This window comes from Nocardioides sp. zg-1308 (assembly GCF_013155375.1).
Lineage (GTDB): Bacteria > Actinomycetota > Actinomycetes > Propionibacteriales > Nocardioidaceae > Nocardioides > Nocardioides renjunii.
This window is the reverse complement of sequence record NZ_JABJQY010000002.1, coordinates 1,575,470-1,599,415: the sequence shown is the minus strand read 5'-3', so window position 1 is coordinate 1,599,415 and position 23,946 is coordinate 1,575,470. Positions and strand designations below refer to the sequence as shown.

31 protein-coding genes are annotated in these 23,946 nt (G+C 73.9%); 15 read left to right on the top strand and 16 right to left on the bottom strand.

What is annotated here, in order from left to right; genetic code table 11:
- Positions 1 to 714: a GAF and ANTAR domain-containing protein gene (locus tag HN031_RS09440; protein WP_172269324.1), complete on the bottom strand. Its 714-nt coding sequence runs from the start codon at positions 712 to 714 to the stop codon at positions 1 to 3.
- 164 nt (positions 715 to 878) lie between these two features.
- Between HN031_RS09440 and HN031_RS09435 the strand changes: the two genes are divergently transcribed.
- From HN031_RS09435 to HN031_RS09405, 7 genes are read left to right on the top strand one after another with little or no spacing between them, the layout of a single operon-like run.
- On the top strand, positions 879 to 2,009 hold the full coding sequence (locus HN031_RS09435) for a glycosyltransferase (protein ID WP_172271530.1): 1,131 nt from the start codon (positions 879 to 881) through the stop codon (positions 2,007 to 2,009).
- Complete coding sequence (locus HN031_RS22295; RefSeq protein WP_322920931.1) at positions 2,006 to 3,073, top strand: glycosyltransferase family 4 protein; 1,068 nt, start codon at positions 2,006 to 2,008, stop codon at positions 3,071 to 3,073. The genes HN031_RS09435 and HN031_RS22295 overlap by 4 nt, the downstream gene beginning before the upstream one ends.
- Positions 3,070 to 4,125, top strand: a complete 1,056-nt coding sequence (locus HN031_RS22290) for a glycosyltransferase (RefSeq protein WP_172269320.1) — start codon at positions 3,070 to 3,072, stop codon at positions 4,123 to 4,125. Before HN031_RS22295 ends, HN031_RS22290 begins: the two co-directional genes overlap by 4 nt.
- Positions 4,122 to 4,982: a glycosyltransferase family 2 protein gene (locus HN031_RS09420; protein WP_172269318.1), complete on the top strand. Its 861-nt coding sequence runs from the start codon at positions 4,122 to 4,124 to the stop codon at positions 4,980 to 4,982. Before HN031_RS22290 ends, HN031_RS09420 begins: the two co-directional genes overlap by 4 nt.
- On the top strand, positions 4,979 to 5,416 hold the full coding sequence (locus HN031_RS09415) for an SRPBCC family protein (protein WP_172269316.1): 438 nt from the start codon (positions 4,979 to 4,981) through the stop codon (positions 5,414 to 5,416). The genes HN031_RS09420 and HN031_RS09415 overlap by 4 nt, the downstream gene beginning before the upstream one ends.
- Positions 5,413 to 7,053 carry an NAD(P)/FAD-dependent oxidoreductase gene (locus tag HN031_RS22285; protein ID WP_172269314.1) on the top strand — a complete coding sequence of 547 codons (1,641 nt, stop codon included), beginning with the start codon at positions 5,413 to 5,415 and terminating at the stop codon, positions 7,051 to 7,053. Before HN031_RS09415 ends, HN031_RS22285 begins: the two co-directional genes overlap by 4 nt.
- Positions 7,050 to 7,670, top strand: coding sequence for a methyltransferase (locus HN031_RS09405; protein WP_367650712.1), 621 nt, complete (start codon positions 7,050 to 7,052; stop codon positions 7,668 to 7,670). Before HN031_RS22285 ends, HN031_RS09405 begins: the two co-directional genes overlap by 4 nt.
- Positions 7,671 to 7,888: 218 nt before the next feature.
- On the opposite strand, the gene HN031_RS09400 is transcribed toward HN031_RS09405, so the two are convergent.
- The 3 genes from HN031_RS09400 to HN031_RS09390 are packed head-to-tail and all read right to left on the bottom strand — an operon-like array spanning position 7,889 to position 10,223.
- Positions 7,889 to 8,092, bottom strand: coding sequence for a CDGSH iron-sulfur domain-containing protein (locus HN031_RS09400; RefSeq protein WP_172269312.1), 204 nt, complete (start codon positions 8,090 to 8,092; stop codon positions 7,889 to 7,891).
- Complete coding sequence (locus HN031_RS09395; protein WP_172269310.1) at positions 8,092 to 9,045, bottom strand: iron-containing redox enzyme family protein; 954 nt, start codon at positions 9,043 to 9,045, stop codon at positions 8,092 to 8,094. Before HN031_RS09395 ends, HN031_RS09400 begins: the two co-directional genes overlap by 1 nt.
- Positions 9,042 to 10,223 carry a zinc-dependent alcohol dehydrogenase gene (locus HN031_RS09390; RefSeq protein WP_172269308.1) on the bottom strand — a complete coding sequence of 394 codons (1,182 nt, stop codon included), beginning with the start codon at positions 10,221 to 10,223 and terminating at the stop codon, positions 9,042 to 9,044. Before HN031_RS09390 ends, HN031_RS09395 begins: the two co-directional genes overlap by 4 nt.
- Positions 10,224 to 10,607: 384 nt before the next feature.
- Between HN031_RS09390 and HN031_RS09385 the strand changes: the two genes are divergently transcribed.
- The 3 genes from HN031_RS09385 to HN031_RS09375 all read left to right on the top strand — a co-directional run bounded on the left by HN031_RS09385 (position 10,608) and on the right by HN031_RS09375 (position 12,589).
- Positions 10,608 to 11,189, top strand: a complete 582-nt coding sequence (locus HN031_RS09385) for a phosphatase PAP2 family protein (RefSeq protein WP_172269306.1) — start codon at positions 10,608 to 10,610, stop codon at positions 11,187 to 11,189.
- A 110-nt stretch (positions 11,190 to 11,299) separates the two neighbouring features.
- Positions 11,300 to 12,049 (top strand): GAF and ANTAR domain-containing protein, encoded by a 750-nt coding sequence (locus HN031_RS09380; protein ID WP_172269304.1) that lies wholly within the window; start codon positions 11,300 to 11,302, stop codon positions 12,047 to 12,049.
- Between the two features lie 87 nt (positions 12,050 to 12,136).
- The gene (locus tag HN031_RS09375) at positions 12,137 to 12,589 is read left to right on the top strand and encodes a hypothetical protein (RefSeq protein ID WP_172269302.1); all 453 of its coding nucleotides are present in this window, start codon (positions 12,137 to 12,139) and stop codon (positions 12,587 to 12,589) included.
- A 19-nt stretch (positions 12,590 to 12,608) separates the two neighbouring features.
- Here HN031_RS09375 and HN031_RS09370 read toward each other — a convergent pair whose 3' ends face one another.
- The 3 genes from HN031_RS09370 to HN031_RS09360 all read right to left on the bottom strand — a co-directional run bounded on the left by HN031_RS09370 (position 12,609) and on the right by HN031_RS09360 (position 14,981).
- On the bottom strand, positions 12,609 to 13,478 hold the full coding sequence (locus HN031_RS09370; protein WP_253943319.1) for a TIGR03557 family F420-dependent LLM class oxidoreductase: 870 nt from the start codon (positions 13,476 to 13,478) through the stop codon (positions 12,609 to 12,611).
- Positions 13,479 to 13,569: 91 nt separating this feature from the next.
- Positions 13,570 to 14,253, bottom strand: a complete 684-nt coding sequence (locus HN031_RS09365) for a response regulator transcription factor (protein ID WP_172269300.1) — start codon at positions 14,251 to 14,253, stop codon at positions 13,570 to 13,572.
- Positions 14,254 to 14,312: 59 nt separating this feature from the next.
- Positions 14,313 to 14,981, bottom strand: coding sequence for an ANTAR domain-containing protein (locus HN031_RS09360; RefSeq protein ID WP_172269298.1), 669 nt, complete (start codon positions 14,979 to 14,981; stop codon positions 14,313 to 14,315).
- Between the two features lie 120 nt (positions 14,982 to 15,101).
- Here HN031_RS09360 and HN031_RS09355 point away from each other — a divergent pair, with 120 nt between their 5' ends.
- Positions 15,102 to 15,773 carry an HAD family hydrolase gene (locus HN031_RS09355; RefSeq protein ID WP_172269296.1) on the top strand — a complete coding sequence of 224 codons (672 nt, stop codon included), beginning with the start codon at positions 15,102 to 15,104 and terminating at the stop codon, positions 15,771 to 15,773.
- Between the two features lie 135 nt (positions 15,774 to 15,908).
- Here HN031_RS09355 and HN031_RS09350 read toward each other — a convergent pair whose 3' ends face one another.
- Complete coding sequence (locus HN031_RS09350) at positions 15,909 to 16,517, bottom strand: flavodoxin family protein (protein WP_172269293.1); 609 nt, start codon at positions 16,515 to 16,517, stop codon at positions 15,909 to 15,911.
- Positions 16,518 to 16,774: 257 nt separating this feature from the next.
- Between HN031_RS09350 and HN031_RS09345 the strand changes: the two genes are divergently transcribed.
- A complete protein-coding gene (locus tag HN031_RS09345) occupies positions 16,775 to 16,966 on the top strand; it encodes a hypothetical protein (RefSeq protein WP_172269290.1) in 192 nt (63 codons plus the stop codon).
- Between the two features lie 45 nt (positions 16,967 to 17,011).
- On the opposite strand, the gene HN031_RS09340 is transcribed toward HN031_RS09345, so the two are convergent.
- Together HN031_RS09340 and HN031_RS09335 are read right to left on the bottom strand one after the other, a co-directional pair.
- Positions 17,012 to 17,455: a hypothetical protein gene (locus tag HN031_RS09340; RefSeq protein WP_172269287.1), complete on the bottom strand. Its 444-nt coding sequence runs from the start codon at positions 17,453 to 17,455 to the stop codon at positions 17,012 to 17,014.
- Between the two features lie 50 nt (positions 17,456 to 17,505).
- Positions 17,506 to 18,096 (bottom strand): rhomboid family intramembrane serine protease, encoded by a 591-nt coding sequence (locus HN031_RS09335; RefSeq protein WP_172269284.1) that lies wholly within the window; start codon positions 18,094 to 18,096, stop codon positions 17,506 to 17,508.
- Between the two features lie 69 nt (positions 18,097 to 18,165).
- On the opposite strand from HN031_RS09335, the gene HN031_RS09330 reads away from it, so the two are divergent.
- From HN031_RS09330 to HN031_RS09320, 3 genes are read left to right on the top strand one after another with little or no spacing between them, the layout of a single operon-like run.
- Positions 18,166 to 18,501, top strand: a complete 336-nt coding sequence (locus HN031_RS09330; RefSeq protein ID WP_172269280.1) for a metalloregulator ArsR/SmtB family transcription factor — start codon at positions 18,166 to 18,168, stop codon at positions 18,499 to 18,501.
- Positions 18,498 to 18,968 carry an SRPBCC domain-containing protein gene (locus HN031_RS09325; protein ID WP_172269277.1) on the top strand — a complete coding sequence of 157 codons (471 nt, stop codon included), beginning with the start codon at positions 18,498 to 18,500 and terminating at the stop codon, positions 18,966 to 18,968. Before HN031_RS09330 ends, HN031_RS09325 begins: the two co-directional genes overlap by 4 nt.
- Positions 18,965 to 19,408 carry a DUF6069 family protein gene (locus HN031_RS09320; RefSeq protein WP_216652095.1) on the top strand — a complete coding sequence of 148 codons (444 nt, stop codon included), beginning with the start codon at positions 18,965 to 18,967 and terminating at the stop codon, positions 19,406 to 19,408. Before HN031_RS09325 ends, HN031_RS09320 begins: the two co-directional genes overlap by 4 nt.
- On the opposite strand, the gene HN031_RS09315 is transcribed toward HN031_RS09320, so the two are convergent.
- The 6 genes from HN031_RS09315 to HN031_RS09290 form a co-directional block, all read right to left on the bottom strand.
- Positions 19,335 to 19,892, bottom strand: a complete 558-nt coding sequence (locus HN031_RS09315; protein ID WP_172269274.1) for a M15 family metallopeptidase — start codon at positions 19,890 to 19,892, stop codon at positions 19,335 to 19,337. The two genes, HN031_RS09320 and HN031_RS09315, sit on opposite strands and share 74 nt — an antisense overlap.
- A 101-nt stretch (positions 19,893 to 19,993) precedes the next feature.
- Positions 19,994 to 20,386: an SgcJ/EcaC family oxidoreductase gene (locus HN031_RS09310; protein WP_172269271.1), complete on the bottom strand. Its 393-nt coding sequence runs from the start codon at positions 20,384 to 20,386 to the stop codon at positions 19,994 to 19,996.
- A gap of 56 nt (positions 20,387 to 20,442) precedes the next feature.
- A complete protein-coding gene (locus HN031_RS09305) occupies positions 20,443 to 21,411 on the bottom strand; it encodes an RNA polymerase subunit sigma-70 (protein ID WP_172269268.1) in 969 nt (322 codons plus the stop codon).
- Positions 21,412 to 21,415: 4 nt separating this feature from the next.
- Entirely contained in the window at positions 21,416 to 21,901 is a 486-nt protein-coding gene (locus HN031_RS09300) for a nucleoside deaminase (RefSeq protein ID WP_172269265.1), read from the bottom strand.
- Positions 21,902 to 22,050: 149 nt separating this feature from the next.
- On the bottom strand, positions 22,051 to 22,731 hold the full coding sequence (locus tag HN031_RS09295) for a response regulator transcription factor (RefSeq protein ID WP_172269262.1): 681 nt from the start codon (positions 22,729 to 22,731) through the stop codon (positions 22,051 to 22,053).
- 148 nt (positions 22,732 to 22,879) lie between these two features.
- Entirely contained in the window at positions 22,880 to 23,914 is a 1,035-nt protein-coding gene (locus tag HN031_RS09290; RefSeq protein WP_172269259.1) for an aldose epimerase family protein, read from the bottom strand.
- Between the last annotated feature and the right edge of the window lie 32 nt (positions 23,915 to 23,946).

Sequence of the window (23,946 nt, the reverse complement as noted above, 5' to 3'; positions counted from 1 at the left end):
TCAGTCGTCGACGCTCTCCGACGCGCGCTCGTGCGGGACGACGCGCGTCTCCACGATCTGCGCCGCCACGTCGCGGAGCTTGACGTTGGTCGTGGAGGAGAGCCGGCGCAGCAGCTCGAAGCTCTGCTGCTGGTCGATGCCGTAGCGCTCCATGGCGATGCCCTGGGCCATCCCGATGACGTGGCGTGAGCTGACGGCCGCCTGCAGCGCTTCCGCCCTGTGGGCGGACGACAGCGCCGTCGTGGCGTGGGCCGCGTAGGCGAGGGCGAGGTCCACCACGTCGCGCTCGGCGAACGCCCCGCCCGTGCCGCTGTAGAGGTTGAGGGCGCCCAGCGGCCCGTCCCGGTCCGTGATCTCGACGGCCAGCAGCGAGCGCACACCCAGGCTCGCGGCCCGGGGACCCCAGGCCGGCCAGCGGGCGTCCGCGCCGACGTCGCCGCTGCGCAGCCAACCGCCCGCATCGGCGACCTCGAGGCACGGCCCCTCGTCGAGGGCGTACTGGAGCGCGTCGGCCTCGGCGGCGAGCGGCGCAGTGACGGCAAGCGTCTCGTGGCGCCCACGGGACGTCCGGACGATGAGGCTGACCTGGTCGGCATCGGGGACGAGCTCGCGCATCCGGAGGACGACAGCGAGCGAGGTGAGGGCCTCGTCAGGCTCCTGCTGCAGGTCGGCAGCGAGGGCCGCGAACACGGCCACGGAGTCGTGGAACGACAAAGAAGATCCTTGAGGACATCGCTTCTGCGACCCGTGTTCTGGAGTCGGGCGTGAATTTATCCTTCCCCCTGAGCGCTGTTCAACGCGACACCTCCCTCGGGATGGTGATCTGCCGGGTCGCACGCGCATACGAGACGCTCGAGTGGGTACCCGTGCGCGTGACCATGTCCGACGCGATCGCGGCTGCGCCGCCTGTCCCGAGGCGGTCGAGCGACCGCGAGGTCGTCGTCGCCTCGGTCCCCGCGTCGCACGTCTACGTCCGCCACCTGGCCCCGGAGGACGGCTCCGGCCCGCGCCGGCTCCCCGACCCCGTGCCCGAGGGCGCTGCGGACACCCAGCGGTGGTGGCCGCCGGTGATGCTCGACGCCTCGTGGGTGGAGAGCCACGACTTCGACGTCTTCCACCTCCACTTCGGCTTCGACGCGCGGAGCGTGGAAGACCTGGAGGAGCTGGTGGCCGCCCTGCGACGCCGCGGCAAGCCGTTCGTCTTCACGGTGCACGACCTGCGCAACCCCCACCACGCCGACCGCACCGCCCACGACCAGCAGCTCGACGTCCTCGTGCCGGCGGCCGACGCCGTCATCACCCTCACCCGCGGTGCCGCCGACGAGATCCGGTCCCGGTGGGGCCGCGAGGCGTTCGTGGTGCCGCACCCGCACGTCGTCCCCCTGGACGTGATGCGCCGGGCCGCCGCCATGCGCGACGTACGCCGCCGCGGGCTGCGCGAGCGCGAGTTCCGCGTCGGGGTGCACGTCAAGAGCCTGCGCGCCGGGATGCACCCGCACCCCCTCGTGCCCGTCCTCGTCGACGCGCTGCGCGACCTTCCCGGAGCGGTCCTGCAGGTCAACGGCCACCGCGACGTGCTGACGCCCGGTGGTCCCCGCTACGACGCCGAGCTGGCCGGGATGCTCCTCGAGCACTCCGCACGGGGTGAGGTCGACCTGCGGATCCACGACTTCCTCGACGACGACGGCCTCTGGGACTACCTCGCCTCGCTCGACGTCTCCGTCCTCCCCTATCGCTTCGGCACCCACAGCGGGTGGCTCGAGGCCTGCCGCGACCTCGGCACGGCCGTCGTCGCCCCGTCGTGCGGCTACTTCGCCGACCAGGCACCGGTGCTGACCTACGGACACGACGAGCGGCACCTCGACGTCGAGAGCCTCGCCGACGCGGTCCGGACGGCGTACGCCGCGGCCCCGCGCCCGGCCAGTGTCGAGATGCGTCGGCGACAACGGGCACAGGTCGCCGCCGCGCACGCACGCATCTACGAGTCCGTGCTCGACCCCGAGAGGTGAGGATCTGCCTCGTCGCCTCCAGCCGCTTCCCGATCCGCGAACCCTTCGCGGGCGGACTCGAGGCCATGACGCACACGATGGCGCGGGGGCTCGCGGCGCGGGGACATGAGGTCACGCTCTTCGCCGGTCCGGGCTCGGACGGCTCGCTGCCGGTCCGTCTCCGTGAGCTCGACACCTTCGAGCCGAGCGCCGAGGCGCTCGCCGACCGCTTCGCGCCCGGTCCGGCCTGGCTGGCCGAGCACCACGCCTACCTGGGCCTGATGCTCGACCTGGCCCGCTCCGGGCCGGACGACTACGACCTCATCCACAACAACAGCCTCCACCACCTGCCGATCGCCATGTCACCGGCCGTCGACGTGCCGATGGTGACGACGCTGCACACGCCTCCGCTGCCGTTCCTCGAGTCGGCGCTGGCCCTGGAGGCCACCGCGTCCTCCTTCGTCGCGGTGAGCGAGTGGACCTCGCGGTCGTGGCGCCACGTCGTCCCCAGCACCGTCATCCACAACGGCCTGGACCTCGCGGCCTGGCCCGTCGGCCAGGGCGGCGGACCCGTCGTGTGGTCCGGACGCCTGGTGCCGGAGAAGGGCGCGCACGACGCCATCGAGGCGTGCCGCCTCGCCGGGCTCCCCCTCGTGCTCGTCGGCCCCCGCCAGGACCCTCGCTACTTCCGCGAGGTGATCGAGCCCCAGCTCGGCGACGGCGTGACCTATGCCGACCACCTGCACCAGCGCCACCTCGCGCGGCTCATCGGATCGGCGTCGGCCGCCGTGGTGACGCCCCTGTGGGACGAGCCGTACGGCCTCGTCGCCGCCGAGGCGCTCGCCTGCGGCACCCCCGTCGCGGGCTACGCCCGAGGCGGGCTGACCGAGGTCGTCGACCCGGACGTCGGCGTGCTCGTCACGCCGGGCGACACCGCTGCCCTGGCCGACGCGATCCACCGCGCCTCGCGGCTGGACCGGCGGGCGGTGCGGGCGTACGCCGAGGCCACGTGCAGCGCCGACGCCATGCTTGACGGCTACCTCGCGATCTACGACGAGGTCTGCCGGCGGGACGACGCGGCGTGACGCGCCCGCGCGGGACCGTCGGCTACTACGTCCACCACGTCGGCAGCGGTCACCGGCACCGCGCCGAGGTGCTCGCGGCACGGCTCGGCGCCGAGGGCGTGGCCGTCACCGGGCTGTCCTCGCTCCCCCGTCCTGCCGGCTGGACCGGGGAGTGGCTGCGGCTGCCCGCCGACGACGACGGCGCCACCCGCGAGGTCACCGCCCGCGGCCACCTGCACTGGGCGCCGCTGCACCACGACGGCACGCGCGAGCGGGCCGCCGCCCTGTCCGCCTGGCTCCACGCCGCACGGCCGGACCTGCTCGTCGTCGACGTGTCGGTCGAGGTGCTCCTGCTGGCGCGGCTGCACGGCGTCCCCGCCGTGTCCGTGGTCCTGCCCGGGCGACGCGACGACCCCGCCCACCTCCTGGGGATGGGGGTCGCCGAGGCGCTGGTCGGGTTCTGGCCCGAGGAGGCGACCGGCATGACGCCCGGCCTCCCGGAGGACCTGCGCAGCCGGCTGGTGCCCGTCGGGGCGCTGTCGCGCCACCCGGTGCGCCCGGCACCGACCGCCACCGGCGCACCCGGCGCACCCGGCGCACCCGGCGCACGGACCGTCGCGCTCCTGCTCGGGTCGGGCGGGCACGACATCTCCGGCGCCGACGTGGACGCGGCCCGCCGAGCCACGCCCGACTGGGAGTGGCGGATCCTCGGCGCGGACCGGAGCACGTGGGTCGACGACCCCTCGTCGGTCCTGGCCGAGGCCGGCGTGGTCGTCACCCATGCCGGGCAGAACGCGCTCGCCGAGACCGCGGCCGCACGGACGCCGGCGGTCGTCGTGCCGCAGGACCGGCCCCACCGCGAGCAGCGCACCACCGGCGACGTGCTGGCCACCGGCTGGCCCGCCGTCGTGTGCCCCGCCTGGCCGGGGGACGAGTGGCCAGAGGTCCTCGAGCGAGCCGCCGCCCTCGACGCGCGCCGCTGGGCGGACTGGTGCGACGGGGACGCGGCCGACCGCTTCGCCGACGTCGTGATGGCGACCCGCGCCCGTGTCGTCGCGGGGGACGCCGGATGAGCGGGGTCGCCGTGGTGACCATCGCCCACGGACGTCACGACCACCTCGCCGCCCAGCACCGCGCGCTGGCGCGCGGGACCCACCTGCCCGACCACTACGTCGTCGTGGCGATGGACGACCCCGCGATCGTGGACCGCCGCGACGGCGACCTCGCCTCGCGGGTCGTCCGGACGGGTCGGGGGCCCGCCGGGGCGCTCCCACTGGCCGCCGCCCGCAACCTCGGCGTCCGCACCGCGCTCGACGCCGGGGCGGACGTCGTCGTGCTGCTCGACGTCGACTGCCTCGCCGGCGCCGGGCTCGTGGCGGCGTACGCCGACGTGGTGCGGGCCCACCCCGGTTCGGTCTGGTCGGGCCCGGTGACCTACCTCCCTCCCGCTCCCGCGACCGGCTATCCCGACGACCCGTCGGCCCTCGCGGCCTGGGACGACCCGCACCCCGCGCGGCCGCACCCCGCCCCCGGCGAGCTCCTCGAGTCCGCGGACCCCGACCTGTTCTGGTCGCTGTCCTTCGCCCTCGCCGCCGGGACCTGGCAGCGCACCGGCGGCTTCTGCGAGGACTACGTCGGCTACGGCGGCGAGGACACCGACTTCGCGCGCACGGTGCTCGCCGCGGGCGTCGGACTCGGCTGGGTCGGCGGTGCCCGCGCCTACCACCAGCACCACCCCGTCAGCAGCCCTCCCGTCGAGCACGTCGACGACATCCTGCGCAACGGACGGATCTTTCGGGCCCGGTGGGGGCACTGGCCGATGGAGGGATGGTTGGCTGCGTTCGAGGAGCGTGGCCTGGTCCGTCGACACCACGACGACTGGGTCCGCACGGCAGCCCCGTCCGACGCCCGAGCGAAGGAGACAGCATGAGCACGACGAGCCGTTCGATCGCGGCGACGCCCGACCGGGTGTGGGAGGTCCTGGCCGACGGCTGGCTCTACCCGCTCTTCGTCGTCGGGGCGTCCCGGATGCGAGACGTCGACGAGACGTGGCCGGCGGTGGGCTCGCGACTGCACCACAGCGTCGGCACGTGGCCGCTCCTCATCGACGACACCACCTCGGTCCTCGAGGTGGAGGAGCAGAGCCACCTGCTGCTGCTGGCGCGCGGCTGGCCGGCCGGGCAGGCCAACGTGGACATCTCGCTCCAGCCCGACGGGGCATCGACCACGGTGACCATCGTCGAGGACGCCAGCGCCGGGCCGGGCCTCCTCGTCCCCAAGCCGCTCCGCGACCTCCAGCTGCACCACCGCAACATCGAGACCTTGCGGCGGCTGGCCTTCGTGGTGGAGGGACGGACCAAGTGACCGGCCGCGCGCCGGGGACCTACGACGCCGTCGTCGTCGGCGCCGGCCCCAACGGCCTCGTCGCGGCCAACCTGCTCGCCGACGCCGGCTGGGAGGTGCTGGTCCTCGAGGCCCAGCCGACGCCCGGCGGCGCGGTCCGCAGCGACCGCGAGCTGCACCCCGACTTCGTGCACGACACCTTCAGCGCGTTCTACCCCCTGGCGCTCGCCTCGCGCACCATCCGGTCGCTCCACCTCGAGGACCACGGCCTGGCGTGGGAGCACGCGCCCGCAGTGCTCGGCCACCCCTTCGGCGACGACAGGTGGGCGATCCTCCACCGCGACCGACACGACACCGCCGCCGGCCTCGAGGCGCTGCAGCCCGGCGACGGCGACACGTGGCTCGAGCTGTGCAGCACGTGGGACCGCATCGGTCCCGCGATGGTCGACGCCCTGATCTCGCCCTTCCCGCCGGTGCGCGCCGGCGCCCGCCTGCTGCCCGCGGTGGCGCGGACCGGCGGGCTCGACACCGTGCGGATGCTGGCCACCCCGGTGGCCTCGCTCGGCCGCGAGCTGTTCGAGGGGCCGGCGGCGGCCCTGCTGCTCGCCGGCAACGCCGGCCACGCCGACTTCCCGCTCGCCTCACCCGGCTCCGGGGTCTTCGGCGTGCTGATGACCATGCTCGGGCAGACCGTCGGCTTCCCCGTCCCGCGCGGCGGGGCGCAGTCGCTCACCGACGCGCTCGTCAGCCGCTTCACCAGCCTCGGCGGCCGGCTGGAGACCGGCACCGAGGTGACGGCCGTCGACGTGCGCGACGGCCGCGTGACCGGCGTACGCACCCGCGACGGGGAGGCGTACGCCGCCCGCGCGGTGCTCGCCGACGTCTCCGCGGCGCACCTCTTCGGCGGGCTCGTCCCCGACGAGGACCTGCCCCCGCGGCTGGTGCGCGGGATGCGCGACTTCGAGCTCGACCCCGGCACCGTCAAGGTGGACTGGGCGCTGTCGGGCCCCATCCCGTGGCGCAACCGGCCCGACAAGGTCCCCGGCACGGTGCACGTCGCGGACTCCGTCGAGGAGATGACCGAGACGCTCGCGAAGGTGTCGTCGGGCGTCGTGCCCGACCGGCCCTTCCTCCTCACCGGGCAGATGACCGCCAGCGACCCCACCCGGTCCCCCGCCGGGACCGAGTCGTTCTGGGCCTACACCCACGTGCCGCAGCCCGGGATGACCCGCCACGACGCCGGTCCCGACGGCATCACGGGCCGGTGGGACCACGACGAGACGGAGCGCTTCGCCGACCGCATGCAGGCGCGCATCGAGGCCGTGGCGCCGGGCTTCGGCGACCTCGTCCAGGCGCGTCGGGTGATGGGGCCCCACGAGCTCGAGGCGCGCAACGCCAACCTCATCGGCGGGGCGGTCAACGGCGGCACGTCCCAGCTGCACCAGGAGCTGGTGTTCCGGCCGGTGCCCGCGATGCGGGGCCGGGCGTCGACGGGCGTCCCCGGGCTGTTCCTCGCCTCCGCCTCGGCCCACCCCGGCGGTGGCGTCCACGGCGCGGCCGGGGCCAATGCCGCCCGCGCCGCGATCTGGCAGGAGCGCACCGGTCGCCTGCGACCCGCCGCCCTCCTGTCCCGGCTGAACCGAGGAGCGTCCACGTGACGGAGCAGATGACCTTCGGCACCCTGACCATCGCGTTCGACGAGCGCGTCCTGCGCCCGCGCGAGTGGACGTCGGCCCAGTCCGACTGGGCGGCCGACCTGTCCCTGGAGGCCCCGGCCGGCCCCGTGCTCGAGCTGTGCTCGGGTGCCGGCCACATCGGCCTGCTGTCCGTGGCGCTCTCGGGTCGCAGCCTCGTCTGCGTCGACGCGAGCGCGGTGGCCTGCGACTTCGCCCGCGCCAACGCCGTCGCCGCCGGGCTGGCCGACCGGGTCGAGGTCCGCGAGGGCCGGCTCGAGGACGCACTCGCCCCGGGCGAGCTCTTCCCCGTCGTCATCGCCGACCCGCCGTGGGTGCCGCGCCAGGAGACGGGCCGCTACCCCGAGGACCCGCTCACCGCGATCGACGGCGGCGACGACGGCCTCGACGTCGCCCGGGCGTGCCTCGCCGTCATTGACGCCCACCTCGCCCCAGGCGGGTCCGCGGTCCTCCAGGTGGGGACCACCGGACAGACCGACATCCTCCGCGACGAGCCCTGCTTCGCCGAAGGCCGGCTGGAGATGGTGGAGGTGCGCCAGGAGGTGCGTGGCGTCCTGGCGCGGATCGACCGCGCGGGCTGACGTACGACGCGCGACCTGAGCGGTGTCATCTGCCGCGGGCGGTGCCATCTGCCGCGGAGCGGTGCGTGAGGCAGGTTCTGCACGCCGAGAACCTGCGTCACTCACCGCTCGAGCGGCGGAGCGGTGTCATCTGCCGCGGAGCGGTGAGTGAGGCAAGTTCTGCACGCCGAGAACCTGCGTCACTCACCGCTCGAGCGGCGGAGGCGGAGGCGGAGCACCTACCCCCGCGGGATCACCTTGTGGGTCCCGTCGCACCACGGCAGCCGGCTGGACTTCTCGCACCGGCACAGCGCGACGACGGGGCGCTCGACCGGGTGGATCGTCCCGTCGGCGGCTTGCACCGACGTGGCGTTGCGGAGCAGCAGCGGGCCGTCGGGGCACAGCACCACGTCGGGGTGGTCGAAGTCGCGGTCGGCGGCCATCAGACGTCCCACGACGCGAGCAGGGCGGTGGCGAACCGCGCCTCGATGTCCAGGCAGGTGTAGGCCCCGAAGAGGATCTCCGTCGCCTGGTCGGGCTCGTCCTCCGCGAGCGTGCCGCAGATGTCGCGGGTCGCGAGGTGCTCGTGGATGGCGTCGGCCTCGACGTGCTCGTCGTAGTACGCCGCCATCGGCCCGCCCAGATCGAGGCGGTCCAGCCCCTGCACCATCTTGCGCGAGGGCAGCGAGCTGGTCATCTCGAACGCGGCGAGGTGGCCCATCGCCGCGCCGCGCAGGCGGCGGTGCAGGCCGAGGAGCGACCCGGCGTTGTTCATCTCGAGGGTCTCGGGGAGGGCGTCGTCGACGTAGGCGCCGTACTCCGAGCGCAGCCCGATCGCGTCCAGGCCTCGCGCGAACAGGTGGGCGTGCAGCCGGTTGGGGTCGCCGTCGCCGTACTCGTCGTACTGCAGCTCCATCAGTGCGGCCTTGGCGCGCACCGGGAGCCGCGGCACGACGAACGCGGAGGGGTCGGACTCCTTGAGGTGGTAGATCGAGCGCTGCCGCAGCAGCTCGAGCACCTGCTCGCGGTCGGCGCGCCGGCGTACGTGGTCGGCAAGGGACGGTCCGTCGTCCGCGGCGACCAGCGACTCGAGGGCGGTGGGCACCTGGGCGGGGTCGTCGACCTCGACCGCGCCGGACTCCTGCCAGCGCGCCCGCAGCCGCTCCTCGAGCGCGGTCTCGAGCTCGTGGCGGACGACGAGCAGGTCCGGCGCCCACTCGGCGCGGTCGTCGGCGTCCTCGAAGCCGCGGTACGACAGCTCGTGCAGGGTCCAGAGCGCGATGCACTCGTCGTCCCAGGAGCCGGCGGCCGGGGCCGCTGCCGCCGAGGTGGTGCCGTCGGTCAGCCGGGCGACGACCCACTCGCTGAGCGGCCCGCGGGGCTTGGGCAGCCTCACGGCTTGAACACGACCTTGACCATGCCGTCCTCCTTGTCGCGGAACTTCCGGTAGGCCTCGGGCGCCTGCGACAGCGGCAGGTGGTGGGTGGCGAAGGAGTCCACGCCGAGGTGGTCCTGGTCCTCCTTCAGCAGCGCGAGGATGTCGTCGCTCCACCGGCGCACGTTGGCCTGGCCCATGCGCAGCTGGACCTGCTTGTCGAAGAGCTCGAACATCGGCAGCGGGTCGGTGGGGGCGCCGTAGACGCCGGAGATGCTGATCGTGCCGCCGCGGCGCACGGAGTCGATCGCGCTCAGGAGGGCGGCGAGGCGGTCGGAGCCGGCGGTCAGCATGACCTTCTCCTGCACCTTCTTGGGCAGCAGGCCGAGGGCCTTCTGCGCGGTCTCGGCGATCGGCGACCCGTGGGCCTCCATGCCGACGGCGTCGATGACCGCGTCGGCGCCGCGACCGTCGGTCAGCTCGCGCACGGCGTCGCCGACCCCGTCGACCTCGGTGTGGTCGATGGTCTCGGCGCCGCGGCCGTGGACCCGGGCCAGGCGCTCACGGACGGAGTCGACCACGATGACGCGCAGGCCGCGGTGCATGGCGATCCGGGAGGCCATGTCGCCGATCGGGCCGGCGCCGACGACCAGCAGCGTGCCGCCGTCCTCGACGTCGGCGTACTCGACGGCCTGCCACGCGGTGGGCAGCACGTCGGAGAGGTAGAGGAAGCGGTCGTCCGGCGGGCCCTCGGGCACCTTGATCGGGAGCGTGTCGCCGAACGGGACGCGCAGCAGCTCGGCCTGGCCGCCGGGGACCTGGCCGTAGAGCTTGCTGTAGCCGAAGAGGCTGGCGCCGGTGCCGGTGTCGCGGTTCTGGGTGGTCTCGCACTGGCTGTAGAGCCCGCGGCTGCACATCCAGCAGGTGCCGCAGCTGATGTTGAACGGCACGACGACCCGGTCCCCCACGGAGAGGGTCGTGACGGCCGAGCCGACCGCCTGGACGATGCCCATGGGCTCGTGCCCGACCACGTCGCCGGCCGTCATGAAGGGGGACAGCGGGTCGTAGAGGTGGAGGTCCGAGCCGCACAGGCCCGTCGAGGTGATCTGCACGATCACGTCGGTCGGCTCCTCGATGACGGGGTCCGGCACCTCGATGACCTGCATGTCCTGCTTGCCCTGCCAGGTGACTGCCTTCATGAACTGGAGACCTCCTCGGTCTGCTCCGCCGCGGGCGTCGCGGCTGCTGGGTCGGGCACCGTGGTCGCGCGTGTCGCGCGCGCCGACTCCGTGCCGGCTCTGTCCAAGGTGCTCACGAGAGCCAGTGCCCCGGTGCGCCGCCGAGCATGCGCACGCGCGCGACGTACGTCCGGTGGGGACGCATGCCGTCCGGGGGGTCGGGGAACCCTGCCGGGGACCTGTGCGCGACGCTGCTGTCTGGAGTCCCCGGATATCCGGTGACCGCCGGGAGATCGCGGAAGATCCGAGCCACCACGTGACCTCGATCTTCCACGTTGTCCCGAGGGGCGCCCCCGCACCGGACGGCGGCCGCCCGCCGGCCGGCGGCCGTGGTAGGACTCGTCCATGACCCAACCCCGGATCCGCGAGCGCGACGCCGTCTCGTGCGCCGCCGGCCTGGCGGTCACCGCCCTCGCCTCGACGGTCGCGCGCCGGCACCCGGCCCCGGACCGTTGGCTGTTCGCCCTGGTCAACGACCACGGCGAGGCGCGGCCCTTCCGCGTGCTCCAGCAGCTCGGTACGCCGTGGGTCCTCCCGGGCACCGCCGTGGTGGCCGCGCTCGCCGGACGTCGGCGACTGGCGCTGGCGTCGGCGCTCGCCCTGCCGCTGGAGAAGGCCCTCGAGGTGAGCATCAAGAAGGTACGCCCGGCGCCGCGGCCGCTCTACGTCCAACCGACGGTGCTCCGCGACGACGCGCCCGTCGAGGGTGGCTCGTTCCCGTCCGGGCACGCGGCCATCGCGTTCGCGGCCGCCGCACTCGTGGCGCCCGACCTCCCGTCCCGCGCACGGCCCGCGGTGCTCGGCGCGGCGGCCGCCGCTGCCGTGGTCCGGATCGGCCAGGGCGCCCACCACCCGGTCGACGCCGTCGGCGGTGCGGCCCTCGGGGTGGCCGTCGCGGCGGGCCTGCGCTCGCTGGTGGGCCGCTGACCGTCACCCCTTGCGGTGCAGGACGAGCAGTGCGACGGTGAAGGGCTCGTCATGCGGGCGCCCCTTCCGACATGGCGACGCGGGTCAGCGACCCAGGCAGGGATGTGGACATGGACGCGCTCTTCGACCAGCAGCTGTCCGACGCGGTGCGCTCGCTCAACGCGCAGTCCGACCCCATCCACACCCTCCAGCGACTCGTCGACCTCGCTCCCGACTTCTTCGAGGAGTGCGACCACGTCGGGGTGTCGCTCGTCGAGCGCCACGCCATCCGCACCCCCGCGGCCAGCTCCGAGCGGTTGCGGATGCTCGACGAGGCGCAGTACGCCCTCCGCGAGGGCCCGTGCCGCGAGGCCATCCGCTCGGAGTCGACCGTCATCGTGGGCGACCTGGCGACCGACCCCCGCTGGCCCCGGTGGGGCAGCGCGATGGTGCGCGAGCTGGGGGTGCGCGCGAGCCTGAGCTTCCGATTGTTCACCAGCGCGGACCACACGTGGGGCGCGCTCAACCTCTACTCCCGCACGCCGCGTGCCTTCGATGCGGACGACGTCGCGCACGGGCAGGCGATCGCGGCCGTGGCGGCCGTGGTGCTCGCCCGCACGATCGAGGACGAGCACCTGCTGCGGGCGCTGGGCACCCGCGCGGAGATCGGGCAGGCGACGGGCATGCTGATGGAGCGGTTCGACCTCTCCGGCGAGGCGGCGTTCGAGGTGCTCCGACGCATCTCGTCGCACGAGAACACCAAGGTCCGCGACGTCGCCTCCGAGATCGTCCGGACCAAGCGGGTCCCCGTGCGCGACCCCGGCGCGCGGAGGGGGCAGGGCCCGAGACGCGACGAGGGACCGGACGCCGACCCGCGCTGACAATGTGCTGACACGCGCCGATTGCCGGCCCCATCCCGCCCGAAGTGGGGTGGTCGTGACTCCGCGCCGGGTGTGAGGCTTCACAACGTGAGTGACGAACGCGACGCAGCGCACCAGCGACCCTCCGGCGTGACCGACGAGACCATCGAGGCCCTCGGCAAGCTGTCGGCCGCCCTCGACCACGTCGAGGACGCCCGCGGCCACCTCTACGCCTTCCACCGGCTGATGGGCAGCGGGGAGAGCACGCTCGAGGAGGCTCACGCGCTGCTCGAGGAGGCAGGGCACGAGGACCTCGCCGACTCGCTCGACCGCGACGTGCTCGGCGGCGACCCGCTCCCCGGCATGTGGTCGTTCCAGATGGTCGAGGCCTTCGACGACGGCTACTACGCCCGCGCCAAGGGCCTCCACCAGCGCGCGCTCGACGAGCTCGTCGAGGGGCGGCGCCACGTCTTCGAGGCCGAGATGAAGGAGCTGCGCCGCACGCACGGGCGCGAGGGTCACGAGGCCAAGCCGTCGGACGTCGACGACTACCAGCGCTGAGCCCCTCAGCGGTTGGTGCTCAGCCCCGGCGGCGGAGCTCGGGGAGCACGTCGGAGCCGTAGGCCGCGATCATCTCGGCGTAGTGCGGGCCCATGTTGGCGACGTACACCTCGTCGAAGCCGGCCTCCACGAAGGGCGTGAACACCTCGACGTGCTCGGCGACGTCGGGGCCGAACGCGCCGTTGGCGGCGATCGCGTCACGGGTCACCAGCTCGCTGGCCTGCTCGAAGTGCTGGGGGCTGGGCAGCACCTGGCTGAGCTCGCCGGGCAGGCCCGCGTTGGGCCACAGCTCGTACGCCGCGTCGATCGCGTCGTCGCGCGTCGATGCCCAGGCGACCTTGAGGCCGGCCTGGGTGGGCGCGTCGGGGCCCTTCGCCTCCCGGAACATCCTCACGCCCTCGGCATCGGGCTGGGTGGTGACGAAGCCGTCGGCGATCCGGGAGGCCACCTCGAGGGCCTTGGGGCCGAAGGCGCTCATGTAGATCGGCGGCGGCTCGTCCGGCGGCGTGTAGATGCGCGCGGTGTCGACGTCGTAGTGGCGGCCCTCGTGCGAGACGACCTCACCGGTCCAGAGCCGCCGGATGACCTCGACGGCCTCCTCGAGCATCTCGAGCCGTACGTCGGTGCGGGGCCACGCGTCACCGAGGACGTGCTCGTTGAGCGCCTCGCCGGTGCCCACCCCGAGCCGGAAGCGGCCCTCGCCGAGCAGCACCGCCGACGTGGCGGCGGCCTGCGCGACGATCGCCGGGTGCACCCGCACCGTGGGGCAGGTGACGGCGGTGGTGACGGGGAGGTCGCAGACCTGCGCGATCGCGCCGATCATCGACCAGACGAAGGGCGACTGGCCCTGCGCGTTGTTCCACGGGTGGAAGTGGTCGCTGATCCACAGCGCGTCGAAGCCCGCCTCCTCGGCCAGCCTGGCCTGCTCGACCAGCTGCGCCGGGCGTACTCCTCGCAGGAGAGGAAGTAGCCGAAACGGGTCACGACCGCGCGTGGGCCACCGGGCGGGCCGGAGCGGCGGAGCGCGCGGCGTCGGCGCCGTCCGACATCAGCAGCCCGTGCTGGATCGCCCAGAGGACGGCCTGCGAGCGCGAGGTGACCTCGATCTTGGAGTAGGCGCCGCGGATGTAGGACTTCACGGAGTTGATGCTGAGGTTGGTCTCCTCGGCGATCTCCTTGTTGGCGCGTCCGGCGGCGATCATCGAGAGGACCTCGGTCTCACGCTGGGTGAGGGGCCACTTCTGCGCTGCGGGGCGGCTCGCCTCCGGCTGGCCGGTCCACGCGTCGACGACGACACGACCGTCGGCGATCTGGAGGAGGTTCCAGATGAGTCGGCGGGCGGGGAGCCACTTGCTGACGAAGCCGGCGGCACCGCGCGACATCTCGGTCGACACGGCCTCCGGGCTGCAGTCCCAGCCGTAGGCGACCATCCGGGTGGGGAAGCGCTGCGGCATCGCGCGCGTCCCCATCGACCGGCCGTGGGCGGAGGGCTCGTAGAGGGTGAGGTCACAGAGGGGCGACGGCTCCTCGGACCGGTGCGGCACGACGGTGACGAGGGCCGAGTGCGGCTCCAGCATCGCGCGGATGCCGTGCACCACGAGCTCGCTCTCGTCGACGACGGCGACCTTGATGTGCCGGGTGGCGGGTGCTGGGTGTCGCTCCATGGGCGATAGGTACCCCGAAGGGCGGGGAGCATGCGCTGCCCGCCAGGGTCCGCGCCCCCTCAGGCGAGCAGCGTCCGCGCCACGTCGGCCGCCTGCGTCTCGGAGATGCCCGCCCGTTCGGCCGCCTCGCGCAGCAGCGCTAGAGCGTCCTCGGTGGTCACGCCGAGGTGGGCGGCCAGCAGGCCCACCGCCACGTCGAAGAGGCGCTGCTCGCGGAGGCGCTCGGGAGCGGCCTCGGCACGGCGGAGGGTGTCGAAACCCAGGTCGGCGTTGGTGACAGCACCGGCCTGCCACACGCCCAGGGCGTCGACGAGCCCGTCGATGCGACCGTGGAACGCCTGCGCCGTCGAGGCGTAGAGGTCGATGTTGAGCACGGCCCGTCCGTGCTCGACGACCGGCAGCGAGATCGTGCTCGCGATCCCGGCGAAGGCCCGCTCCCGGGCCATCTCGGCCCAGCCGCCCTCGTCGAGCGCATGGGCCTCCTCGGGTGGCGGCGCGGGTGGCGCACCCGGGGCGCCCGCGCCCGGCACCGTCGCCAGCGGGCGCGCGGCGGGGTCGACGAGCGTGAAGGTCAGGTCCTCGTCCAGCAGCGTGACGCTCAGCGCGACACACTCCGGCACGGCCCGGACGGCCCAGCCCTCGATCACGCGCAGAAGGCTCTCGACGTCATCGATCGACGGCGCGACGTACTCGTCCAGTGCTTCCCTGCTCTGTGGCAGGAGCTCCATGGCGGTCCCCCTCGACGTCCCAGTGGTCCTGCCCATCGATGGTGCTCCTGCCCGGCGGGGAACGCCACACCCGCCCGGGGGGGCGACGCATGCCACCCCTCCCTGCGGGTACCGGCCGCCATGGTTGCCGAGCTCACCTCCCCGGTCGTCGTCCTCGACCTCGACGGCACCCTCGTCGACTCCGTCTACCAGCACGTCGTCGCGTGGAAGGCCGCGCTCAACGACGTCGGCCTGCGCGTGTCAGGCGTCCGGATCCACGAGGCGATCGGCATGGGCGGGGACCGGCTCGTCGCCCACGTCGCCGGTGACGCCGCCGAGGACGCCGTCGGCGACGACGTACGGGCGCTCCACGACAAGTACTTCAAGGCCACCCTGCGCACCGTCTGTGCCCTCGACGGGGCGTCCGAGCTGGCCGCCGCCCTGGCCACCCGCGGCCACCGCGTCGTGCTGGCGAGCTCGTCGGAGGCCGACATCGTCGACGACCTGCTCGAGCTGGTGGACGTGCGCCGGCACCTCGACGCCGTGCTGACCGGGTCTGACGGCGTGCCGAGCAAGCCGGCGCCCGACATCGTCGACGAGGCGGTCGCCCGCGTCGGCGGGGGTCCGGCCGTCGTCGTCGGCGACGCCGTGTGGGACGCCCTCTCCGCCGAGTCGGCCGGTGCCGCGTTCGTCGGGCTGCGCAGCGGCGGCGTGGCCGCCGAGCGGCTGCTCGCCGCCGGGGCCTCCCGGGTCCACGACGGCCCCCGCGACCTGCTCGACCACCTCGACGAGGGGCCGTTGCGCGGACGGTGAGGGGTCGGGGTCCGTGGGTCTGGTCCCTATAGGTCTCTCGGGTCTGGAGTCACCGGATATCCGGTGACCGCCGGGACAACGCGGAAGATCCGAGCCACCAGGTGACTCGGATCCTCCACGATCATCGCCGCGCGATCAGCCGGCCGGGTACGGCGACTCCGCCAGCAGCCTTGCGAGGTGGGTGGCGTTGCGGGCGAGGACCTGGGTGGTCTGCGCGGTCTTCTCGGGCGTGGGCGACATGTCCTTGTAGTCAACGGCCTGCATCGCCTCGCCGACCCAGTACGTCGTCGCCTGGGCGGGGATCGTGAAGCCGACGTCGTCGAGGGCCTGGGCGAGGTCGGCCGTCACGTGGTGCGCGCCGTCCTCGTTCCCCACGACGCCGATGCCGGCGACCTTGCCGAACATCGACGGGCGGCCGTCGTCGTCGGTCTCGCCGAGCTCGGCGTCGAGCCGCTCGAGGACCATCTTGCACACCGAGGAGGGCTGACCGAGCCAGATGGGCGTGACCATGACGAGGATCTGGCTGGCGAGGAGCTTCTCGCGCAGCGTCGGCCACTGGTCGCCGTCCCCCTCGTCGGTGGTCACGCCGAAGCGGACGTCGTGGTCGACGACGCGCACCATCGAGCCGGCCACCCCGAGCTCCTCGAACGCCTCGAGGACCTGCGAGCCGAGCAGCTCCGCGCTGGAGTCGGCCGGCGAGGGCTTGAGCGTGCAGTTCAGGACGAGGCAGCTGAGGTCGGGCATGGACGCCCGTACCCCGCCCCCCGAGCCGCATGCACCGCGCGAGGCCAACGAGCCCCGCCGGTCCCCCCTCGCACGGCGTACGGGAGGTGAGGGCCGGCGGGTCCCGCGGCTGGTGCCGGGGCCATGACGGCAGGCCCGCGACGAAACTCGCTGTACCCCTGGGGGGCACATGCATACACCCCCGCCGGCGGCCTTTTTGACTACTCCTCCTCGAGCGGGGTACAAGCGAGGCACGAGTCGACGAGGAGGAGCAGCAGATGAGCGCATCCGGTGACGCGACGACGGGGCCCTGGACGGACCCGCAGACCCACCTCGACACCGACCCGGTGAACGCGGAGCCGTCGCCCGGCCGTCGCGACGACGAGGACCGCGCGGAGGACGCAGAGCACGCGGCGCATGCCGCGGGCGCCGAGGCGGACGGGGACGCCGGACCGGTCGAGCCCTCGTGAGCGCCGCGCCTCGCTGAGAGCGGGTTGCGCCGCGCCAGGGCGCCGTCAGCGGTGGGCGCAGACCAGCTCGGCCTTGAGGGAGTCCTCGGCGCTCAGCTCGACGTCCGGCCCGCAGACCAGCTCGAGCGGGTCGGCGGCCGCCTCGACGGCGGCGAGGGCCTCGTCGAACGCCGGTACGACGTCCCCGCACGCGTGCTCGAGGCCGACGCGAGTGAGCCCGGAGGTGGCCACGTCGCCACTGAGGGCCAGCTCGACGGTCCACGCCGAGGAGTCCGTGCGGAGGCAGTCGACGGCCGCGTCCTGCTGGATGCTGGCGAAGTCGAAGGAGTCCGACCCAAGCTCGGCCTCGACCGCGGAGCGCCACTCGGCCAGGGCCTGGTCCTCCTCGTGCGCCACGGCCGACGCGGCGCCGGACGGGTCCTCGTCGCCGCCGGAGCAGGCGGCGAGGGCGGGGACAATCAGGGCCAGGGCGAGGGCGAGAGCACGCATGGCGGCAGGCTAGGAGGCCCGCGACGACGACGTACGGCGTTTGTTACCGCTCAGTACGTGATGCTCGACTCACTGCGTACGCGGGTGGTGAGCAGCCGCGCGGCGATGACCCCGCCGACCGCGCCGAAGAGGTGCCCCTGCCACGAGACGCCGGTCTGGCCGGGCAGCACGCCGAGCAGGGCGCTGCTGTAGAGCAGGAAGACGACGACGCCGATGAGGATCTCGGTCGTGTTGCGGTTGAGGAAGCCGCGCACCACGAGGTAGACGATCCACCCGAAGACCAGGACCGAGGCGCCGGCGTGGACGCTGCCCGGCTGCGCGAAGACCCACACCCCCAGTCCGCCGACGACCCAGATGATCGCGGTGGCGAACAGCCCGCGCGCGATCCCGGTGGCCAGGGTCAGGAAGCCGAGGACGACGACCGGCACGGTGTTGCTGACCAGGTGCCCGAAGCCGAAGTGCAGCAGCGGCGCGAACGCGATGCCGACCAGGCCGTCCTCGCTGCGCGGCTGGACGCCGTACGCGTCGAGCGCGTTGCCCGATGCGGCGTCGAGGATCTCGAGCAGCCAGAGCACGACGACGAAGCCGCCGGTGAGCAGCGCGGCACCCTTCCACACGGGCTCGCGGACGGTGCTGGGCATGCCGCCATGGTGACAGCCGGGGCGAAACAGACGTTGACCCACCTGGTTCAGTGTGCGATGGTGAACCTCATGGTTCAGCAAGCCGACCTCGACCGCACCTTCGCGGCGCTGGCCGACCCCACCCGGCGCACGATGCTCGAGCGGCTCGGTCGGGGGTCGGCCACCGTCAGCGAGCTCGCCGAGCCGCTCGGCATCTCCCTCACCGGCGTCAAGAAGCACCTCCACGTCCTCGAGGAGGCCGGGCTGGTGTCGACCGAGAAGGTCGGGCGCTCGCGCCACTGCCGCCTCGGCACCGAGCGACTGGACGACGCGATGGCCTGGATCGGCTTCTACCAACGCCTCTGGGAGCGACGCCTCGACGGCCTCGACACCTGGTTCACCCTGCAGAAAGGCACGGACCGATGACCGACACGACCGACAACCTCGACCTCCGCACGTCGCGGCACCTGCCCGCCACGCCGGAGGAGGTGTTCGACGCCTACACCGACGCGGAGAAGCAGAAGGCTTGGTTCACGATCCTCGACGACGAGCCCGGCTACGTCGACATCTCGGTCGACCTGCGCGTCGGCGGCCAGCAGGTCGCGGCGTGGGGTCCCAGCGAGGACGTCGTGTTCCGCGAGACCCAGACCTTCGTCGAGATCGACCGCCCCCACCGCCTCGTCACCGACTCCGTCGGGCGCACGCCGGAGGGCGAGGAGATGGCGACCCGCATCACCGTCACCTTCGAGCCCGACGGCGACGGCACCCTGATGTCGGTGCACCAGGCCGGGTTCCCCGTGCCCGAGGTGCGCGACTTCTTTGGCGCCGAGGTGTGGAACGGCGCCTTCGCCCGCATCGCGGCCTACCTCGACCGCACCGGGAGCCCGACGTGAGGCGCGCCGGCGTCGTGCTGGCCGCCGTCCTCACCGCGGTCGTCGTCAACCTCGCGGCGTACGCCCTGGGGCGGCTCGCCGGCGGCGACTTCACCTTCACGCGCGAGGGCGAGGCGATGACGGTCGACGCCGTCACGGTCGCCGGCTTCTCCGCGGTCCCGCTCGGCCTCGGGCTGACGGTCGTCGCGCTGCTCGTGGGACGGGTCCCGCGGATCGCGACCGTCGCGTCCGTCGTCGCGGCGGCGCTCGCCGTGGCCACGATCGGGCTGATGACGCTCCCGGTCGACCTCGACGCCGTCAGCACCGTCGCCCTTGCGGCATGCCACCTGACGCTCGTGCCCATCAGCCTGCTCGCGATCCGGCGGCTCAACGCGGCCGCGGCATCCGAGGCGCACTCCCGTCCGGCAGCATCGGCGGGCACGGGCCGCCCGGCGTGGTGAGCAGCTCGAAGTGCCACGGCTCGTTGGCGAAGACCTGGCAGAGGCCGTACGCCGCCCCGTGCCGGCCGACCCAGATCGCGCCGTCGGTGGGACCGATGTCGACGGCGTCGCCGGTGACGTGCGCCGACGCGTCGGGCGTGGCGACCCAGCGGCTGGCCTCCTCGAGGCTGCCGTACTGCTCGACGGCCTCGGCCAGCAACCGCTCCTGGTGCGCGCTGCTGCGCCAGCCACTGGTGATCGTCAGGCGTACGCCGTCCCGCTCGGCGTCGCGGGTCGCCCGGCGCACGGCCGCCAGCAGCTCCGGGTCCAGCCTGGTCAGCGCGGCGTCGTCGGGGGCGAGCGAGTCGACGTCGGTCCGTCCCGTCACCACCGCCTCGGCGGTGCGGAGGGCGTCCTCGCCGCCCTCCGAGGCGTAGCAGCCGAGCGTGAGCAGGGCGAGGACGAGGACGGTCAGGGTGAGCCGGGTGCGGCGGATCGTGGTCACACCAGCACGCTAGGAACGGCCGAGGGTCCGCCACCTCCCTCTGAGGTGCCGACCGGCGGCCCTCGCGGCCAGACCTGCTCCGCCCGGGGTCGAGCGACTGCTCAGGAGACGGCGAACGAGTGGTGCTCGTGCGCGACCACCCACCGCTCCGCCTCGCGGCGCAGGCCGAGCGTCAGGCGCAGGCGTACGTCCGGCTTCTCGGCGAGCTGCTCGGGCGTGGCGCACAGCAGCAGCGCGTGGGCGTACGCGACGCCGTCGCCGGCGGTCACGTCGAGGTCGACGACCTCGAACACCGCTCCGGAGGCCTGCCACTCGAAGAACGGCGGCCAGGTCTCGCGGTAGGCGTCGATGCCGCGGACGCCGTCGTGGGGCGGCGGCACGTCGAACATCACGATGTCGTCGGCGTGGTCGGCCAGGACGGTGTCCAGGTCGCCGCGGTGCACGGCCTCGGCCCAGCGCTGGACGAGGGCGCGGATCTGCTCGTGGTCGGTCATCGGTCGGCTCCTTCGACGGGGTTCTCTCCTCCTACAACCTGGCCGGACGCCCGATCTCATCGGCCGTCGCCGACGAGATCCGCGGCGAGGTCCCCGCGCGTGTCCCCGGAGACCTCGTCCGGGAGCCCGAACCGCCCGAACACCTCGGGCGTCAGGAAGGAGACGACCTCGGTCACCAGGCCGCCCCGGACCCGGAGCAGGTCGAGGGCCATCGCGGCGAAGGTGCCGCGCGACGCGTCCCACATGTAGGTGCCGAAGGCGACCTGCTCGTTGGCGCGGGTGCCGACGAAGCGCCACCGCTCGCGGAGCGGTCCCTCGAGCAGGAATCCGCGGATGGCGTCACGACCCCGGAACCACTGGGGCTCGGGTGGCATGGAGTAGTCGGCGTCCGCGTCGAGCAGCCCCACGATCGCCTCGACGTCCCCCGCCTCCCACGCCCGGGCGTAGCGGCTCGCCACCCGGGCCACCTCGTCCTCGGGCCCGTCCGGCGGGGGCAGCCTGTCGGCGACCGCGACCCGCGCCCGCTGCAGCGCGCTGGTGAGCGCCGGCACGCTCGTGCCGAGGACGGCGGCGGCCTCCGCCGCGGGGAAGCCGAGGACGTCGCGCAGGAGCAGCGCCGCCCGCTGCCGTCCCGGCAGGTGCTGCAGGAGCGCGACGAAGGCGAGCTGCACGGACTCCGCCGCCTCGTAGGTCGCCTCCGGGCCGACCGGGCCCAGGCCGGCGGTCGCCGGGTGGGGCTCGAGCCAGGCGACCTCGTCGAGGGCCGAGCCCGGCGACAGGTCCACCGGCAGCTCGCGGCGCCGGCGTCGCTCGATCATCGTCAGGCAGCGGTTCGTGGCGATCCGGTAGAGCCAGGCCCGCACGTTGCTGCCCGGCTCCAGCCGGTCGAAGGCCGACCAGGCGCGCACCAGCGCCTCCTGCACGGCGTCTTCCGCGTCGTGCGCCGAGCCCAGCATCCGGTAGCAGTGCACCTCGAGCTCGGCACGATGGCTCGCGACCGCAGCGTCGAAGTCGGGCGCCGGCACCGGCTCAGGCGCCGAGCCGGCGCCGGTGCAGCTCGCGGACGCGCTCGTCGTACGGCGCCACCGGTCCGTGTACCTCGATGCCGGGGGCGACGGTCCTGATCGGCAGGACGGCGACGGGCGAGGCGGGGAGACCCCAGGCCGTACGCCACCGCGCCAGCTGGTCGGACGACGCGGCGTGGACGATCGGGCCGAGGCCGACCCACGCGTGGGCGGCGGCGCACATCGGGCAGTGCTCGCCGGAGGTGTAGACGAGGCACGAACCGCGCCGGTCCTCCGCGACGTGGGCGGCGGCCCACTGGGCGAGCTCCAGCTCGGGGTGGGCCGTGGGGTCCGCGCGCGTGACCTCGGCGTTGAGCGCCGTACGCAGGACCGTGCCGGCGGGGTCCACGAGGACCGACCCGAAGGGGAAGTCCCCCCGGTCCAGCGCCTGCTCGGCCAGCTCCAGGCAGAGCTCGAGGTGCTCGGCGGACCCGCGCAGCTCGAGCGACATGGTGTCAACCTGTCCTACCCGCGCCGGTCGGACAAGCCCTGCGAGGACGGAGGACGACGGGCTACGGCTGCCGCTGGCGTCCGTTGCGCGGCTGGGGCGCGCGGTCGTCGGCGTGGAACTCATCTCCGAGACGCTGAGGGCGGGACCGCTCAGTCGGCCGACAACCGGTAGCCGATGCCCCGGACGTTCTCGACGCGGTCCGGCGCCCCGGCAGCGCCGAGCCGCTCCCGGATCCGGCCGATCGCGGTGGGGAGCACCATCGGTGAGCCCGGCCAGTCGCTGCCCCAGACCTCGTCCATCAGCGCGGCGCGCGTCACGACCCGGCCGTGGTGGGCGACCAGCAGCGCGAGGACGTCGTACTCCCGCCCGGCATTGACGATCTCGCGGCCGGCGAAGGTGATCTGGTGCTCAGCGACCTCGAGCGCCCGCGCGGGTGGCGCGTCCGCGGCCGGCTCGTCGTACGAGCGGTGGATCCGCCGCAGCACGGAGCGCACGCGCGACTGCAGCTCGGCGACCGAGCAGGGCTTGGCGAGGTAGTCGTCCGCGCCGGCGTCGAGCCCGGCGACGACGTCGCCCTCCCCGCCGCGGGCGGTCACCATGATCAGGCCGCCGTCGAAGCCGCCGTCGCGCAGCACGCCGCAGACCTCGATGCCGTCCATGTCGGGGAGCATCAGGTCGAGGATCACCATGTCGGTGTCGGTGTCACCGACGTGGGCGATGGCGTCACGGCCGCGCCCGACGACCGTCGCGTCGAAGCCCGCGGTCGTGAGCAGGCTCGCCAGCGGGACGGCGACGTCCTCGTCGTCCTCGACCACCAGAACGTGAGGCATGCCCGGATCCTAGGGAGGCGTCGAGCACGCGCCGGCCACCACAGCGCAACAGCAGATCCACCACTGGCGCGGTGTGTGCGACGTCGCGTCGGAGCGCGGGGTCAGCGGGGGTCAGCGGGTGTCAGCCGGGTCAGCCGGGTCAGCCGGGTCAGCCGCCGAAGCGCCACTCCAGCATCGAGCGGTAGTGCTGCCCGGGCTCGAGCGTCGCCGTCGGCCACTCGGGACGGTTCGGCGAGTCGGGGAAGAGCTGCGGCTCGAGCGCGATGCCGTCGCCCTGGCGGTAGAGCGCGCCGCTGGTCGAGCGGCGCGTGCCCTCGAGGAAGTTGCCGGTGTAGACCTGCAGACCGGGCTGGTCGCTCCACACCTCGAGGGTCGTCCGCGTCCGCGGCGAGGTGAGCACCGCGGCCCGCCGGAGCCCTTCGCCGCGCAGGACGTAGTTGTGGTCGATGCCCCGGGCGTCGAGGAGCTGGGGATGCTCGGTGCGGAGCACCGGCCCCAGGACCGTCGGCTCGCGCAGGTCGAAGGGCGTGCCGGCGACGGGGGCGTGCCCGCCGGTCGGGATCCCGGTGGCGTCGACCGGCGTGAACTCGTCGGCCTCGACCAGCAGCTCGTGGTGGTCGATCGTGCCGGCACCCTCGCCGTCGAGGTGGAAGTAGGCGTGGTTGGTCAGGTTGACCACGGTGGTGGCGTCGGTCGTCGCCTCCATCGTCACCACCACGGTGTCGCCGTCGACGCGGTAGGACGCGGTCGCCGTCACGGTCCCGGGGAAGCCCTGGTCGCCGTCCGGGCTGGTCATCGTCAGCACCACCTCGTCGGCGGTGTGCGACACCACGTCCCACAGCCGGGCGTCGAACCCGTCGGGGCCACCGTGGAGGCTGTGGCCGCGGTCGTGGGTGCCGACCCGCACCTCGCGGCCGTCGAGGACGAAGCGCCCCGCGGCGATGCGGTTGGCGTAGCGCCCGATGGTCCCGCCGACGTAGTCGCTGCTCGCCAACCGCTCCGCCACGTCGGCGTGGCCGAGGACGACGTTGCGCCGCTCGCCGTCGCCGCACGCCACCGTGAGCCGGTGGACGGTGGCGCCGAGCGTCAGCACCTCCACCACCGGACCGGGCTCGGAGCCGATCGTCAGGAGTCGTACGTCGCGCCCGTCGGGCACCTGTCCGAAGACACTGTCTGTCGTCACGGGACCATCCTCGCGCCTCGCCCGGGGCGTCG

Bases quoted from the DNA above. Each gene is read 5' to 3' on its own strand.
- HN031_RS09365 (WP_172269300.1), bottom strand. From the start codon at position 14,253: ATGGAGCGACACCCAGCACCCGCCACCCGGCACATCAAGGTCGCCGTC.
- HN031_RS09350 (WP_172269293.1), bottom strand. From the start codon at position 16,517: ATGCCCGACCTCAGCTGCCTCGTCCTGAACTGCACGCTCAAGCCCTCG.
- HN031_RS09300 (WP_172269265.1), bottom strand. From the start codon at position 21,901: ATGTCGCTCGAGCTGCGCGGGTCCGCCGAGCACCTCGAGCTCTGCCTG.
- HN031_RS09340 (WP_172269287.1), bottom strand. From the start codon at position 17,455: ATGCGTGCTCTCGCCCTCGCCCTGGCCCTGATTGTCCCCGCCCTCGCC.
- HN031_RS09420 (WP_172269318.1), top strand. From the start codon at position 4,122: ATGAGCGGGGTCGCCGTGGTGACCATCGCCCACGGACGTCACGACCAC.
- HN031_RS09415 (WP_172269316.1), top strand. From the start codon at position 4,979: ATGAGCACGACGAGCCGTTCGATCGCGGCGACGCCCGACCGGGTGTGG.
- HN031_RS09330 (WP_172269280.1), top strand. From the start codon at position 18,166: ATGGTTCAGCAAGCCGACCTCGACCGCACCTTCGCGGCGCTGGCCGAC.
- HN031_RS09380 (WP_172269304.1), top strand. From the start codon at position 11,300: ATGGACGCGCTCTTCGACCAGCAGCTGTCCGACGCGGTGCGCTCGCTC.
- HN031_RS09345 (WP_172269290.1), top strand. From the start codon at position 16,775: ATGAGCGCATCCGGTGACGCGACGACGGGGCCCTGGACGGACCCGCAG.
- HN031_RS09360 (WP_172269298.1), bottom strand. From the start codon at position 14,981: ATGGAGCTCCTGCCACAGAGCAGGGAAGCACTGGACGAGTACGTCGCG.
- HN031_RS09335 (WP_172269284.1), bottom strand. From the start codon at position 18,096: ATGCCCAGCACCGTCCGCGAGCCCGTGTGGAAGGGTGCCGCGCTGCTC.
- HN031_RS09325 (WP_172269277.1), top strand. From the start codon at position 18,498: ATGACCGACACGACCGACAACCTCGACCTCCGCACGTCGCGGCACCTG.
- HN031_RS09310 (WP_172269271.1), bottom strand. From the start codon at position 20,386: ATGACCGACCACGAGCAGATCCGCGCCCTCGTCCAGCGCTGGGCCGAG.
- HN031_RS09435 (WP_172271530.1), top strand. From the start codon at position 879: ATGTCCGACGCGATCGCGGCTGCGCCGCCTGTCCCGAGGCGGTCGAGC.
- HN031_RS09385 (WP_172269306.1), top strand. From the start codon at position 10,608: ATGACCCAACCCCGGATCCGCGAGCGCGACGCCGTCTCGTGCGCCGCC.
- HN031_RS09295 (WP_172269262.1), bottom strand. From the start codon at position 22,731: ATGCCTCACGTTCTGGTGGTCGAGGACGACGAGGACGTCGCCGTCCCG.
- HN031_RS09390 (WP_172269308.1), bottom strand. From the start codon at position 10,223: ATGAAGGCAGTCACCTGGCAGGGCAAGCAGGACATGCAGGTCATCGAG.
- HN031_RS09400 (WP_172269312.1), bottom strand. From the start codon at position 8,092: ATGGCCGCCGACCGCGACTTCGACCACCCCGACGTGGTGCTGTGCCCC.
- HN031_RS09355 (WP_172269296.1), top strand. From the start codon at position 15,102: ATGGTTGCCGAGCTCACCTCCCCGGTCGTCGTCCTCGACCTCGACGGC.